The sequence below is a fragment of the Candidatus Thermoplasmatota archaeon genome (assembly GCA_035540375.1).
In the GTDB taxonomy this organism is placed as follows: Archaea; Thermoplasmatota; SW-10-69-26; order JACQPN01; family JAJPHT01; genus DATLGO01.
The window spans coordinates 1-13,867 of record DATLGO010000057.1; the positions used below are offsets into that span (position 1 = coordinate 1).

A 13,867-nucleotide genomic window follows, 5' to 3' on the forward strand; every position below is an offset into this window, starting at 1 on the left:
CGGGGGGTGCAGGGGGGCAGAGCCCCCTTGCCTCACGGGAGGTGTCCAGAGGAGGGGGCGAGCAGCCCCCTCCTCTGGCACGCAGTCGCACGTCGCGCGCCGGAGCGCGCGATGTGCGACGGAGTGACGCTGTAAAGGCCCCACCGCCGGCGCGATCCGGGACGAGCGACGCCATCGTCCCCTCGCGCCCGCCCCGCGTACGAGTTGCGCGGACGCGACCTCGACGAGCGCGCGCCCGACCCGGATTGGGTCACCGTGCGTCGCTACGCGCCGGCGGCGCGGGTCTCGAGTTTTCACACCACCGATGCGTAGACCGGCCACGCGCCCGTGCGTCGCGTCGAAACTTCGACGGAAACGGCACCCATCGTGACGTGACGGGCCACCGTGACTCCCTTGTAGTCATTTTCGTACTTGATTTCGATCGCGTGATAGGTCGGGTACCCTGCGGCGACCTTCCTGTTCAACGCATCGCCTCCCGGCGACCCGGGCAGGATGCCCGTGGACGTCACCACGCGCAGACGATTGTCGCGCCAGTCGGCGTCGAACGACGGGTGGATGTCGGCCACGATCGTGACGTCGCCCCACTCGCCCGTCGCGTCCCAGTGGAATCGGACCGTCGAGGCCTGCCCGGGCTTGAGGGTCACGGGAGCACTCCCGAGGAACCGTACGCCCGAGAAGTTCGGATCCTCGTGTTCGATCCAAGCCGTGAGGAGCGCGCCGTCGCTGCCCAGGATCCCTTCGTTGATGACGTCGATCGCAACCTCGCGATGCAGGCCCGGGACGGGCCCCGCGAGCGTCTGGAGGGGCCGTGGGTCGACCCGGACCGCCGCAACGGCCAAGTCGGGACCGTCGCGGAGTTCCCACGTGACGGTGTAACTCAGGGCCATGTTCCACATGCCGTTCCAGATGCCGAGGCGGAGAGGCCCATCGTCCGAGCCCGCGAAGACGAAGATCCGCCGTGACGCGGTGTCGTCACCATAGGCGAGCCGTTCGCCGCGATCGTCGCGGATCTCCGCGCCCATCGCGCCCCAGTCTCCGTAGTCGACGTAGAACGCGACGGTCTGGCCCGGCGCGACGACGATCCGATACCAGTCGATGTCACCGACGGGAAGCGTGCCCGCGAAGGAGGCCGCGGACACGTTCCGGGCGGCGCTCCACGTGTTGCCCGCATCGTCCGGATCGCCTGCGTCCGCACGCGCCAAGGGCACGGTGGTCATGAGGAGCACGAGAATGCAACCGATCCTGATCAGCATGAGAGGAAACACCCCCGCCCGATCACGACCCGGTAGCTCTCGACCGCCACGTCGAGGTAGACACCGCGTGCGTCGTGGCCAGTGGTCACATAGAGCGGGGCGGCCGCGAGCTTGCGTTGGGGTGCGTCGAATCCCATCCCGAGGCCCCCGACCGCGATCCAGGTCCGCGTTTCGTTCGTGTTGTCGCGAGGGTCGACCTCGTCCGGGTGGGTGGCCGTCGCCCAGACGACGAAATCGCCGGCTTGGAGGAGCTGATTCCAATGGACGACGAGGGACTGGGAAGATCCGGCTTGCGGCGACACGGTGAAGGTCCAGATGTTGCGCGGTCCCGCGGTCGGCGGGTGAACGGGGCGAGACCACAGGCTCACGGTGGATCCCGCGGCGAGCGCCGGGCCCCCGTTTGCGATGTCGACCTCGACCCGCGCCGTATAGGCGTTGACGGGCACGATGCGCGGCGCGCTCACGCGGAGGTCGACTCCCGGCTGGATCTGGATTTTCAGGTGATACGGCTTCTCGGCGAGCAACAACGACTTCGACCTGAATCCAACGATCAGGATCCCATCAGCCGCGCCGGCTTTGACGATGAGGGGAGGGCAGCCCTGCCAGGGGCATCCGTCCGGGCTCCGGACCTCACTCAGGGTTTGGCCGGAGGATGAAAGTAGAGAGATGATGGGACGAACCCCGTCCCAGGAGAAATCGGACCGGACCACGAGAACATAACCCGCGGGAACGGACAACCGATACCAGTCGACATCGGCCCAGTCGACCGTACCGTGGATGTCTTGCGTCGGCACGGGAAGGGCATGCTGCCAATCGTCCGGCGCATCGGGCGATTCCGCGCGAACGAATCCCAGTGGCGCGGTCACGAGCAGCGCGACGATGATGAATGGTGGCCGCAAGCCCTTCGACTCCCACGTCGGTGAGAAGTCAGGCCCGACATGAACATTTCTCACCCAACCGACTTCACGTTGGCCCCGGCAGGAAGCCCGCCTTCGAGAGCGCGAGCCACCCGAGGAGGAGGATGCCGCTGATGAGCGCCACGCGGAAGGCGAGCTTGAGGAGCTTCCATCCGAGGATGAGCGCGAGCGCGAGGACCACGATGACGAGAACGTACTGCGGGACCCCGACATCGGGGAGGGCCTGCGCGACCGCGGCGGGCTGCATGAGCGCGCACCGGCCGCGGGGTGCTTAGAGCTTATCGAATCGGTCGTCGCGGCCGACTCACGCCCACCCGACGACGAGGCGCAGGAGGATCGTGAGGAGCGCTCCGGGGACGCCCGCGACGGCCGAGAGCGCGATGCCCCACCAGGGATACTGGACGGCGCCGCCGCTCAGGGCGTTCGCGACGAGCAGGATGAAAACGCCGAGGATGCTGTTCCACACGAGCGTGCGGACGAGCCGGCGGGTCTGGACCATCGCTTCCGCGATGGCGGGGTCCCCTCAAGGCGCTTTCGACGACGCCGGGGCGCGGATCAGATCCCGCGCTCCTTCGCGCAGTCGGGGCAGATGAGCTTCGAGACGCCGCCCTCGGTGGTGCGGTACTTCACCTCGGAAGCCGCGATCTTGCGCCCGCAGCTCTTGCAGAGGAGCATCGGCCCTCGAAGCGAGGCCGGCGTTTTAAGGCTTTTGAACGAACCGGTGCACGACGCGGGTGCACGCGTTCTCGACGTAGTGGACGCCGCCCGCCTGCGCGATGGCGCGCGCCTCGGCGCTCACGATGCCCGTCTGGAGCCAGAGGGCGCGCGCGGCGAGGCGGACCGCCTCGCGGGCGATCGCGGGCGTCTCGTGCGCGGGACGGAAGACGTTCACGAGGTCGTACGGCCCCGGCGCGTCCGCGAGGGTCGGGTAGGCTTTCCGTCCGCAGATCTCCGTCGCGGTCGGGTGGATCGGGACCACGTCGTAGCCGCGCTCGATCAGGAAGCGAGGCACCTCGTGCGCATCCTTGCCCGGCATCGTCGAGAAGCCGATGACGTGGATCCGGCGCGCGGTCGCGAGCATCTCGCGGGCGTCCACGCCTCAGCGAGGCGCGAGCTTGGCGAAAAGGCTTGGGTCGAGCGCGCGGAGGTCGGGCACGACGAGGTCGGCGCCCGCGGCCTCGAGCGACGCGCGCGTCCCGGCGCCCGTGAGGACGCCGATCGAAGGCGCGCCGGCGGCGCGCGCGGCGAGGACGTCGTACTTCGTGTCCCCGATCACCACGCAGCGCGACGGCGGAAGGCCGAGCGAGAGCGCGGCCTCGAGCACCGGCGCGGGATGCGGTTTCGGGCCCGCGGCGCGGTCGATCCCGATCACGTCCACGAAGCGATAGCGCAGGCCGAGCGCGTCGAGGACGAGCTCCGCCTGATCGGTGCGCTTCGTCGTCGCGACGGCCATCGGGAGGCCCCACGCGTCGAGGAGGTCCGGCACGCCGGGAAGGGGCTTCACGAGGCGCGGCGCGATCATCGCGTAGTGCTCGCGATAGACCGCCGCGAGCGCGTCCGCCTCCTTCTCGGGGACGGCGAGGAGGTCCTCGAACATCGCGACGAGCGGCTCGCCGATGCGCGCGCGGACGAGGGCCTCGGGGATGGGCGCGTGCCCGCCTTCCGCCACGGCCGCCGCGAAGGCCCGGGTGATGGACTCGACGCTGTCCACGAGCGTGCCGTCGAGGTCCAGGACCAGGCCGGGACCGCGCATCAGTTCACGTCGCTGACGCGGTTGTACTGGTCGTCGGGAAGCACGATGTCCGTCGCGATGATCTTCATCTGGTACTCCGCGCGGTAGACCGCGCAGCCGCTGTAGCACGTGTACGTCGTGCCGGGGATCTCGTACGTGCCGCGCAGGACGAACTCCCAGCGGCTCGCATCCGAGTACGGCGAATCCATGCCCGCATCGTCGACCTTGAGCCGGAAATGCAGGTTCTTCGTCTTCTCGATGCTGTTGTTCTCCTTGTCGAAGAGATGGGTCGCCATCCAGTCGTTCGAGGCGTTGTGGAAGTAGAGGTACCACACGGTCGGCGCGAAGCCGGGCTGCGGCTCGAACTTGGTGACGTTGATCCACACGAGGAGCGTCCGCGTGCCGTACGAGATGAGCCGGTTCGGCGACTTCTGCGTGAGCTTGTGCTGGAAGCCCGTGGCGTTCGCGAGCTGTCCGCCCTCCGAGGTCGTCGAGACGTCGTCGTAGATGAGGCGGTAGCGCTTGTCCGCGTAGAAGTCCGGGTGTCCCGGCCAGCGCGGCACGCTTCCTTCGCCCTTGACGATCGTCGCCGAGGCCTCGAAGGTCAGCGTCGAGTCGACGAGGGGCCGCGTCGACACGACGCGGAAGCGCCACAGGCTCGTCGTCGAGTGCGGCATGTCGGTCTCGCGCGGCTGGACCTTGATGACGAGGGGCGTGCCCCACGCGAGGGTCCCCGCGTCGATCCATTCCGCCGTCGCGGAGTGGAGGTAGTAGAGCTTGAGCGGCGGCGGCGAGGGATCCGGCGCGCGGACCCCGGGGTTGGGGGCGCCGAGCCCGTTGCCGTCCGTGCACGTGTATTTCGTGCTGAAGGTCGCGGCCGACGGATCGCAGACGTGACGCTCCGGGTTCGAGACGAGGAACTCGAACGCCGCCGTGCCCTCGTAGACCGTCTGGCCGAGCGGCATGTTGAACTCGACGTCCGTGCCGCCCGGAGAAGGACGGGGGAACATTTCCGCCCGCAGCTTGAAAAGCTCCACCCGCGTGCGTCCCATCCAGTAGTCATGGTGGTGATCGATGCCGCCCGTGCCGTTCTCCGTCCGGTTCGTCTCGTCGAAGGCGTTGAAGCGCCCGTCGCGGGCGTCCGGCATCGAGAGATTGCCGAGGTCCTGCTCGGACTCGTTCAGTCCCTGCTCCGGCGCCGGGTCGTCCTTCGAGCCGATGCAGCCGGCAAGAAGGCTCACCGCGAGGAGGAGACCGACGGCAAGGAGGGCAAACGCCCGGCGTGGCTGTCCCATGACCATCATGCTACCGACCACCCTGCATTTAAAAAGCCTTGTTGTGAGGACGTGGAACACGCCTCTCGATCGCACCGCCTTGTCCACCGGGTCCGCACGCCAGGATTCAGTGCCGGGCGCCGGGACCGGGAGCCGGGACCGGGTCCGGGCGTCGGGCGTCGGGACCGGGCGCCGGGAGCCGGGACCGGGCGCCGGGAGCCGGGACCGGGTGTCGGGCGCCGGGAGCCGGGACCGGGTCCGGGTCCGGGAGCCGGGACCGGGTGTCGGGCGCCGGGAGCCGGGACCGGGCGCCGGGACCGGGAGCCGGGCGCCGGGCGCCGGGACCGGGTGCCGAGACCGGGCCCGGATCCGGGTGTCGGGCGTCGGGACCGGGTCCGGGTCCGGGTCCGGGTCCGGACCGGCACACGCTTCCCCACGCCTTCGTGCAAAAATCCTAAGGCGCGCGCCGCGATGGACCCGCGTCATGGCCGGCAGGCACTTCGAGGACTTCGAGGTCGGCATGGTGATCCAGCACGAGACGGGCCGCACCATCACCGAAGCGGACAACGTCCTCTTCTGCGCGCTCACCATGAACAACCAGCCGCTCCACCTGGACGAGACGTACGCGAAGGGCACGCCCTTCGGCCAGCGCGTCGTGAACGGCCTCCTCACGCTGAGCCTCAGCGTCGGCCTGAGCGTCAACGACCTCACCGCCGGGACGCTCGTCGCGAACCTCGGCTACTACGACGTCGAGCACACGAAGCCGGTGTTCCACGGCGACACGATCCGCGTCCGCAGCGACGTCGTCGCGAAGCGGCCCACCTCGAAGCCGGATCGCGGCCTCGTGGAGATCCGCCACGTGGTCACCAACCAGCGCGGGGAGGAAGTCCTCACCTACAAGCGTCGCGCGCTCGTCCGCACGCGCGAGGCGTCGAAGGGATGAGCGACGACCGCGTCGTCGAGCGCGACGAGCCGATCGCGTGCGAGGACGGGTTCACGATCGCCGCGACGCGATTCGAGCCTCCCGCGAACGCGCCGCCGCGCCCCGCCGTCGTCGTCGACGCGGCGACGGCCGTGAAGCGCTCCCACTACCGCGCGTTCGCGCGGCACCTCGCCGCGCGCGGCTTTCCCGTCCTCACCTTCGACTATCGCGGGATCGGCGGGTCGCGCCCGGCTTCGCTCCGGGGGTTCCCGGCGACCATGCGGGACTGGGCCGAGCGCGACATCCCCGCCGCGATCCGCGCGCACCGCGCCGCGCACCCGGGTCGGCCTCTCGCGGTCGTCGGCCACAGCGCCGGGGGCTGGCTCCTCGGGCTCTCGCCGGCCGCGCGGGAGGTGGACGCCGCGGTGCTCGTCGCTTCACAGAGCGGCTGGTGGGGCCACTGGCCGCGCCCCGCGCGCTGGAAGTACGCGCTCGTGTGGCACGCCGTCCTCCCGGCCCTCGTCGCGGCGTTCGGACGCGCGCCCGGATGGGCCGGCCTCGGGACCGACCTTCCCGCGGGGGTCGCGCGCGAGTGGGCCGCCTGGTGCCGCGACCCGGCGTTCGTCGGACGCGAGCCCGCGGAGCGCCGCGAGGGCTTCCGGAACCTTGCGGCCCCCGTCCTCGCGTACGGCTTCGAGGACGACGACTACGCCCCGCCCGCGTCCGTCGACGCGCTCCTCGCGATGTTCGAGCGCGCTGAAGTCGAGCGCCGCTCGATCGCGCCCGCCGACCTCGGCCTCGAGGCGATCGGCCATTTCGGATTCTTCCGCGAGACAGTCGGCGGCGCGCTCTGGGACGACGTCGCCCGGTGGATCGCCGAGCGGGCGAAATAGTCACTCCTTCACGACGTGCGCGCGGTTCGCGAGCACGCGGTCGAGCCGCTGGAGGATCGCCGCGTCGAGCACCCAGAGCCGAGCCCAGTCGTCGCCCGCCCGCAGGCCGCGGCCCACCATCTGCACGAGCTGCCGGTCCGCCACGTCCTGCACGAACGCCCAGAAGAGCGGCTCGGACCACTTCTTGCGCAGCACCTGGAACCGGCGGTCGTTCACGTTCGGGATCGGATCCTTGAGAAGGAGGATGTGACGGCAGAGGTCGCCGCGGAAATCGACGCCGCGCGCGATGCGCGTCGAGACGAGGTGGTGACCTTCGCCCTCCATGAAGCGCTTCAGGCGCTCCTCGTGCCGCTCCGCGTCCTCCGCGATCTCGCGCACCATCCACGCCGCGGTCGGGCTCGCGTCCGCGACGTCGACGAGACGCTGCTGGCCGTGCACGATCGTGACCATGCGCTCCGATTTCGGCACCCGCGCGACGATCGCCTCGAGCAGGCGCGCGAACCGTTTCCTCGTCTCGTCCTCGCCCCACGTCTTGAACGTGATGCGCGGAGGGTCCTCGGGCGGCTTCGCGACGATGAGCTTGCCCTGGAGGCGGGGCTCGCCCTCGATGATCACGGGATCCTTGAAGCCGTACACCTTCTCGAGGATCTCGCGGTCGGGCAGCGTCGCGCTCATCCAGAGCCTGAGCGGAGCGGACTTCTCGAGCAGCTTCCTCAACGGCCCCGCGAAGGTGCTGTACGCGAAGTGGACGCCGTCGCGGTCGTACGCTAGCACGATGCCGTCCTTGGCCTCGACGAAGGCGTTCACCTTCGCCACCAGGTTCTCGTCCTGGTCCGTGAGCGTCCCCAGATCGAGCGTGCTTTCAACGTGGACCGTCGCCCACGGCCGGCCCTGGAACTCGGTGTGCATGCGCTCGCGCGCGAGCTTCGGCAGCGCCTTGAGGAGCGCCGGGACGGACTCGAGCGCCTTCCACGTCTTCGCGTCCTCGAAGTCCTCGGGCTTGCGGAACGTCTCGAGGCGCCGCGTGAGGGAGCGCAGCGCGTTGAAGCCCTCGCGCAGTTCGTCGGGAAGGTTCTCGGCCGCCGCGTCGTAGCCCTCGAGGACGGCCGGGTCCCGCAGCACGTGCTCGGGGAGCGTCAGGAGCTTCGCGGGGTGCTCGATGCGGCCGAAGATGAGCCGGAGCGCGTCGATCGAGAGCGTTTGCGTCTCGAACAGTCCGTCGAGGAAGTGGTCGCACTCGTCGAAGATCTCGACGTCCACGCGGGGCTTGCGCCCGAGGTCCGTCTCGATCTCCCACTTGCGATTGTTCAGGACGACGACGTCGGCGTCCGCGAAACCCGCGTGCGCGTCGAAGTAAGGACAGCCCCGGCGGCCGAGGTGGACGAAGCGCTCCTCGTGTCCGTTCCATGACGCCGTGGCGTCCTCGAGCTTCCCGAGGAAGGCGACCTGGTGGTCGTCGTACCCTTCGAGCTTGCCGACGTCCTGCGGACGGATGCGGGAAAGCGCCTCGAAGCTCGCAAACGGCATCACGGGCGACCAATGCGGACACTTGCACGCGCGGCGCCAGCGCGACTCCTTCTTGCCGCCGCCCGAATTGCAGACGTGCGGCTCGGCGGCGGTGCCGCCTTCGAGCGGGCACGGGTAGCGCGCGCGCCCCTTGACGCTTTCGAGGCGCAGCGGCCGGCCGTCGGGCTTCATGACGCGGATGCGGCCGCCCGCGTAATCGTCGGTGTACTGCGTCTGGAGGTTCACGGTCGGGATGCTCACGATGGCCCGCCCGCTCCGCGCCGCGACGTTCAGCGCGACGAGGCTCTTGCCCGAACCGGTGCCGGCGCGGAAGAAGACATCGGCGCTCTCGCCCCGCGCGCGGGCCTTCCGGAACGCGGCGAGGATGCGGCGCACGGCCTCGTCCTGCGTGAGGCCCGTGCTGTAGACGCGCGGCGCCAGGGGCGACCCGTCGGCGGCGACGGCGCTCCAGAAGGTCAAGGGTCCGCCGAACCCCGGGGCCCCTCATGGGCTTTGCGGAGGCGGGGCATACTGGTCGACGAGGTTCGAGGACCGCGCGAAGGCCTCCTTGATGGAACCGCCGTACGGCCAGAATCCGTCGCGCTCCCCGCGCGTCCACCGCTCGCGGGCGTCGCGGCGATCGATCCTCCAGTCGGGTCGGATCCGCTTCGACACCTCGCGGAGGTCCAGGTGCAGCTCGTGCAGGGTGGGCCGACCCCAGTACCAGTAGCCGTTGTAGATCGAATGGACGCGACGGCCTGGGGCGAGCACGATCGTGTGCGGGATCATCGGATCGTTCCCGGGATCCGTGTACTCGGCGATCTCGAGGTCGCGCTGCACGATGCGCGCCTCGTCGTGGAGAAACGTCCAGTCGGCGCCCACGCCGAGCCTCAGCTCGTTCGAATGCAGGAGATCGTCGGTCGTCACCGTGACGAGCGTCACGTACCCGACCGCGCATTTGCGGGAGAACTCGACGAGGTCGGCGAGCTGCTGGCGGTCCTTCGGGCAATAGTAGCCGCGCGCGAGGACGAGGACCATGGGATCGTCGCCCTGCAGATCCGAGAGACGACGCGGCGTATCCGTGTGGTCGGGAAGGACGTAGTCGGGGAACTCCGCGCCCGCCACGATGTCGCTTCGCATGGGCGCGTCGTGGGCGCGTCTCATGCCTGGACTTTTCGGCCGCCGGCCGGACCGGCGCGCAAAGCTCTTGTGCGGCGCGGGCGGTCGCCCCCGCGTGAGCGCGAACCCCGCAGCCGAGCGCATCCGACGATCCGTCCTATTCGTGCCGGGCGACCGGCCGGACCGCATCCCGAAAGCGCTCGCCTCCGGGGCGGACACCGTGGTCCTCGACCTCGAGGACGCCGTCGGGCCCGGCGAGAAGGCGAAGGCGCGGCGGGACGTCGCGGACGCGCTTGCCTCCCCCGCCCCGGCGGGTTCGAAGGTCGAGCGCGTCGTGCGCGTGAATCCGCCCGGCACGGACGTCCAGGCCGCGGACCTCGCGGCCCTCCTCGGGCTCCATCTCGACGCGGTCATGGTTCCGAAGGTGGAGCGCGCGGAGGACATCCGCCGCGTCGCGGCGGCGACGCCGCACGACGTCGCGATCCTTCCGATCGTCGAGAGCGCGCGGGGCGTGCTGAACGCGCTCGAGATCGCGGAGAGCGCGCGCGTCGGGGCGATCGTGTTCGGCGCCGAGGATTTCGCGGCGACGACGGGGGTCCGCCGCACCAAGGGAAACCTCGAGGTGCTCTACGCTCGAAGCCGCGTCGTGCTCGCCGCGGCGGCGGCCGGCGTGGGCGCGATCGATCAGGTGTACGTCACGATCGACGACCCCGCGGGCCTCGCGGCGGAGGCCGCGGAGGGCCGCACGCTCGGCTTCACGGGCAAGATGGCGATCCACCCGAAGCAGCTTCCGCCCATCCACGAGGCGTTCACGCCGACGAAGGCCGAGGCGGACGCGGCCGCGGCGCTCCTCGCCGAGGCCGAGAAGCACGGCTTCGGCGTCTTCAACTACGGCGGCCGCATGATCGACCGGCCGCTCATGGAGCAGGCCCGCCGCGCGATGCGCCTTGCCCGCCACGCGGGTGTCCTCTGAGGGCGAGCATTTCAAGCCTCCCCCGACGTCTGCGGAGGCGGGAGGCTCCAGCGTGCCGACACACCCGATCGCCCGCGCCCTGCTCCTGACCTTCGTCCTTGCCGTCGCGTCCGCCGTTTCCGCGGCCGTCGTGACCGGGGTCTGCGGAGGTTCCGGCAAGGACGTCGAGGACCCTGTGGGCGCGGTCGCGGTCCACTGGAGCGAGGGCGCGACCGGGTGCTCCGCATGGGTGGACCGCGACGGAGACGGGCGGCCCGAGGCGGGCGGCTGGGTCGGCGGTACGCAGGACCCGCCCTCGGTCGGCGCGGGCATCGCGCTCGCCGACAAGCCGGGCGTCATCGGCGCGAGCGGCGGAACGGGCCTCGCCATCAACGAGGAGGGGGTCCAGGTCCAGCCGGGCGGCGGCGCGCTCCTTTCCGCAAACGCGATCGACCACGACGCCATGAGCCTCGGCGGCGGCGGCTCATCGCTGCGCCTCGGCCCCGCGGGAGGGTCGGGCCACGTCGCGGTCGGCGAGGGTCTCGCGATCAACGAGGAGGGCGTGCAGGTCTTCGGAGCTTCGGTCGGCGGCGGCCTCGCGATCAACGAGGAAGGCGTGCAGCTCGCGGGCGGCGGCCTCGGTGGAGGCCTCGCGATCAACGAGGAGGGCGTCCAGATCGGGTCCGGCGGCGGCGCGGGGCTCGCCATCAACGAGGAGGGGGTCCAGGTGATCGGCGGTGGCGCCGACGGATCGACCGTGCGCAACGCGACGGCCGATTCCGACGCGGACGGCTTCGCCGTCGCCTCGGGGCGCGCGCGAATGGGCGGGGCGTCGACGGAGTCGTCCGACGCCCGCAACGTCACGATCGCGGCGGACGGGCTCGGGACCGGCGCCGACCTCGGCGGGTCGACGCTCGTGGTGGCGGACGACAACGCCGCGCACGCGGCCGCGGAGCGCTCGGCAAGGGTTCCCCGGGGCGTCGCGGACGGGACCGCCCGGGCCGCGACGGGCGAGGGCGCCTCGGTCGAGGCCCGCGCGCTCGGCGCGGGGGCGACCTGCGGCGTGGACCAATCGAGCGACCCGGACGTCGCGTGCGGCGACGATTGATCAGAGGATCGCGCCGTGCTTCTTCTCCGGAAGAGGCAGGTGCTTCGTCTCGAAGAACGCGAAGCGCTTCGCGAGCTCCGATCGGAGCGCGTGGCCCGGCATCACGTGGTCCACGACGAGCTGGTCCGCCATCACGTGCACGTCGATGTCCGCCTTGTACTCCGCGCGCTTCTCGGCGATGAAGCGTTCGCGCTCGGGTCCCTCGGGGATCTTCATGATATGGTTACGGTAGACCGCGTTGATCGCGGCCTCCGGACCCATGATCGCGATCTCGGCGCCCGGAAGCGCGACCGTCGCCTCGGGCTCGAACGCGGGGCCGCACATCGCGTAGATGCCCGCGCCGTACGCCTTGCGCACGACGACGCACACCTTGGGCACGGTCGCCATCGAGGTCGCGTAGATCATCTTCCGGCCGCGCCGCAGGATGCCCGCGCGCTCGACGTCGAGGCCGACCATGAAGCCCGGCGTGTCGCAGAGGTAGAGCAGGGGCACGTTGAACGCGTCGCATTTCCAGATGAACTCGGCCGCCTTGTCGCTCGATTCGGGAAAGATCGCGCCGGCTTTCGCGCCGGAGTTGTTCGCGACGATGCCGATCACGCGGCCTTCGAGGCGCGCGAAACCGACGACCATCTCGGGCGCGTACTCCTTCTTGATCTCGAAGAACGAGTCCGCGTCGACGAGCGCGTCGATGAGATCGTGGACGTCGAACGCCTTGTTCGGGTCCTCGGGCACGATCCCGTCGATGTCGCCCGTCGGGCGCGAGGGCGCGCGCGCCGTGTAGCGCGGCGGCAGCTCGAAGCACGAGTTCGGCAGGTACGACAGGAGGCGCGCGACCTCGAAGGCCGCGTCCTGCTCGTCGTCCACGACGATGTCGCACGAGCCGGACTCGCGAGCGTGCATGTCGGGGCCGCCGAGGTCCGAGAGCGCGATCTGCTCGCCGGTCACCATCTCGACCATGCGCGGCGAGGCGATCGCCATGGCGGAGCCTGTCGCGCGCACCATGAGCGTGAAGTCGCAGAAGACGGGCGTGTAGGCGGCGCCCGCGATGCAGGGCCCGTACATGACGCAGACCTGCGGCACGACGCCCGACATGATGGAGTGGTTGTAGAAGTAGCGGCCGATGCCTTGCCGGTTCGCGAAGAAACCGGACTGGTCGGTGATGCGGCCGCCCGACGAGTCGATGAGGTAGAGGACGGGGAGCCGCGTCTTGAGCGCGCGCTCCTGCACGCGCAGGAACTTCTCGACGCCCTTCTCGGCCATGCTGCCGGCCTTCACCGTGTAATCGTTCGCGATGAACCACACGCGGCGGTCCGCAAGCCACGCGGCGCCCGTGACCATGCCGTCCGCGGCGAGGTCGGGCTTCGCGTAGTTCGCGAAGAGGCCGTCCTCGAACGCGATGTCCTTGAAGAAGAGGTCGAGCCGCTCGCGGACGAAGAGCTTGTTCTCGTCCTTGAGCTTCTCGCGGTACTTCTGCGGGCCGCCCTCGCGGACGCGCGCCGCCTCCTCCTCGAGCCTCTTCGCCCGCTCCGCGGTCATGGCAGGTGCGGATGAGCGCGGGCGATAAGAAGGTTGCCGGGAACCCGGGGTCCCCTGAGCCCTTCACGTCGCGAGGCGCTCCACGAAGTCGCAATCCTGGACGACCTCGCTCACGTCGATGCCCGCCTGCCGGAACTCGATGAGGCGGGGTCCGATGCAGATCGTGAACCCTCCGTGCGCCGTCCCTTCGGGGAAGAGGAGGAAGTGCGTCGTGGACCAGCGCCCGGTCTGGACCTGGAGGGTCTGGCGGAAGCTGAACGGGGTCGCGCCGGAGATGAAGCAGCGTCCGGACGGATGTCCAGACACGGGGCAATCCTCGTTGTCGGCGGCGAGGATCGAGCCCGAGCGGCTCACGACCGCGACGCCCGGCTCGCCCCACGTCGCCTCGGGCGTGAGCGTGAAAAGGAACCGCCCTTCCGGCACGGATCTGCCGTTGTCGGGAAGGAACTCGCCCGTGCTCGCCGCGTAGCGGTGCGGGATCGGCCGGTTGCCCCCCTCGTAGGGGTCGCCGGGCCGGCCGACGCCCACGACGCCGTCGCCGTTGACGTCGCGCCAGATCCCCATCCAGAGATCGGGGAGGAAGAGCGCGCCCGGCGGCACCGCGAGGCCTCCGTTCGCCCCGAGGCCCGGGAGCGGGTAGGGGCGGGGCGGGAGG

At 70.4% G+C, this 13,867-nt stretch carries 15 protein-coding genes; 4 read left to right on the forward strand and 11 right to left on the reverse strand.

Annotated features, from left to right (window positions below; translation table 11 throughout):
- Positions 1–293 precede the first annotated feature (293 nt).
- The 7 genes from VM889_06970 to VM889_07000 form a co-directional block, all read right to left on the reverse strand.
- A complete protein-coding gene (locus VM889_06970; protein ID HVL48280.1) occupies positions 294–1,253 on the reverse strand; it encodes a hypothetical protein in 960 nt (319 codons plus the stop codon).
- Positions 1,247–2,152, reverse strand: a complete 906-nt coding sequence (locus VM889_06975; GenBank protein HVL48281.1) for a hypothetical protein — start codon at positions 2,150–2,152, stop codon at positions 1,247–1,249. Before VM889_06975 ends, VM889_06970 begins: the two co-directional genes overlap by 7 nt.
- A 64-nt stretch (positions 2,153–2,216) precedes the next feature.
- Complete coding sequence (locus VM889_06980; protein HVL48282.1) at positions 2,217–2,417, reverse strand: hypothetical protein; 201 nt, start codon at positions 2,415–2,417, stop codon at positions 2,217–2,219.
- Positions 2,418–2,474: 57 nt separating this feature from the next.
- Positions 2,475–2,669, reverse strand: a complete 195-nt coding sequence (locus VM889_06985; GenBank protein ID HVL48283.1) for a pro-sigmaK processing inhibitor BofA family protein — start codon at positions 2,667–2,669, stop codon at positions 2,475–2,477.
- A 201-nt stretch (positions 2,670–2,870) separates the two neighbouring features.
- A complete protein-coding gene (locus tag VM889_06990; GenBank protein HVL48284.1) occupies positions 2,871–3,266 on the reverse strand; it encodes a CoA-binding protein in 396 nt (131 codons plus the stop codon).
- A gap of 3 nt (positions 3,267–3,269) precedes the next feature.
- Positions 3,270–3,923 (reverse strand): HAD family hydrolase, encoded by a 654-nt coding sequence (locus VM889_06995; protein HVL48285.1) that lies wholly within the window; start codon positions 3,921–3,923, stop codon positions 3,270–3,272.
- On the reverse strand, positions 3,923–5,197 hold the full coding sequence (locus tag VM889_07000; protein ID HVL48286.1) for a hypothetical protein: 1,275 nt from the start codon (positions 5,195–5,197) through the stop codon (positions 3,923–3,925). Before VM889_07000 ends, VM889_06995 begins: the two co-directional genes overlap by 1 nt.
- Before the next feature lie 463 nt (positions 5,198–5,660).
- On the opposite strand from VM889_07000, the gene VM889_07005 reads away from it, so the two are divergent.
- Both VM889_07005 and VM889_07010 read left to right on the forward strand, forming a co-directional pair.
- Positions 5,661–6,119, forward strand: coding sequence for a MaoC family dehydratase (locus VM889_07005; GenBank protein HVL48287.1), 459 nt, complete (start codon positions 5,661–5,663; stop codon positions 6,117–6,119).
- Positions 6,116–6,991, forward strand: a complete 876-nt coding sequence (locus VM889_07010) for an alpha/beta fold hydrolase (protein HVL48288.1) — start codon at positions 6,116–6,118, stop codon at positions 6,989–6,991. Before VM889_07005 ends, VM889_07010 begins: the two co-directional genes overlap by 4 nt.
- Here the strand turns inward: VM889_07010 and VM889_07015 are convergent, their stop codons facing one another.
- Positions 6,992–8,977 (reverse strand): helicase C-terminal domain-containing protein, encoded by a 1,986-nt coding sequence (locus VM889_07015; protein ID HVL48289.1) that lies wholly within the window; start codon positions 8,975–8,977, stop codon positions 6,992–6,994.
- 24 nt (positions 8,978–9,001) lie between these two features.
- Complete coding sequence (locus tag VM889_07020; protein ID HVL48290.1) at positions 9,002–9,661, reverse strand: redoxin domain-containing protein; 660 nt, start codon at positions 9,659–9,661, stop codon at positions 9,002–9,004.
- 70 nt (positions 9,662–9,731) lie between these two features.
- Here VM889_07020 and VM889_07025 point away from each other — a divergent pair, with 70 nt between their 5' ends.
- Positions 9,732–10,589, forward strand: a complete 858-nt coding sequence (locus VM889_07025; protein ID HVL48291.1) for a CoA ester lyase — start codon at positions 9,732–9,734, stop codon at positions 10,587–10,589.
- 52 nt (positions 10,590–10,641) lie between these two features.
- Positions 10,642–11,676, forward strand: a complete 1,035-nt coding sequence (locus VM889_07030; protein HVL48292.1) for a hypothetical protein — start codon at positions 10,642–10,644, stop codon at positions 11,674–11,676.
- Here VM889_07030 and VM889_07035 read toward each other — a convergent pair whose 3' ends face one another.
- Both VM889_07035 and VM889_07040 read right to left on the reverse strand, forming a co-directional pair.
- The gene (locus tag VM889_07035) at positions 11,677–13,212 is read right to left on the reverse strand and encodes an acyl-CoA carboxylase subunit beta (GenBank protein HVL48293.1); all 1,536 of its coding nucleotides are present in this window, start codon (positions 13,210–13,212) and stop codon (positions 11,677–11,679) included. It lies immediately after the preceding gene.
- A 63-nt stretch (positions 13,213–13,275) separates the two neighbouring features.
- Positions 13,276–13,867: hypothetical protein (locus VM889_07040; protein HVL48294.1), on the reverse strand; the 592-nt coding region annotated here is incomplete at its 5' end.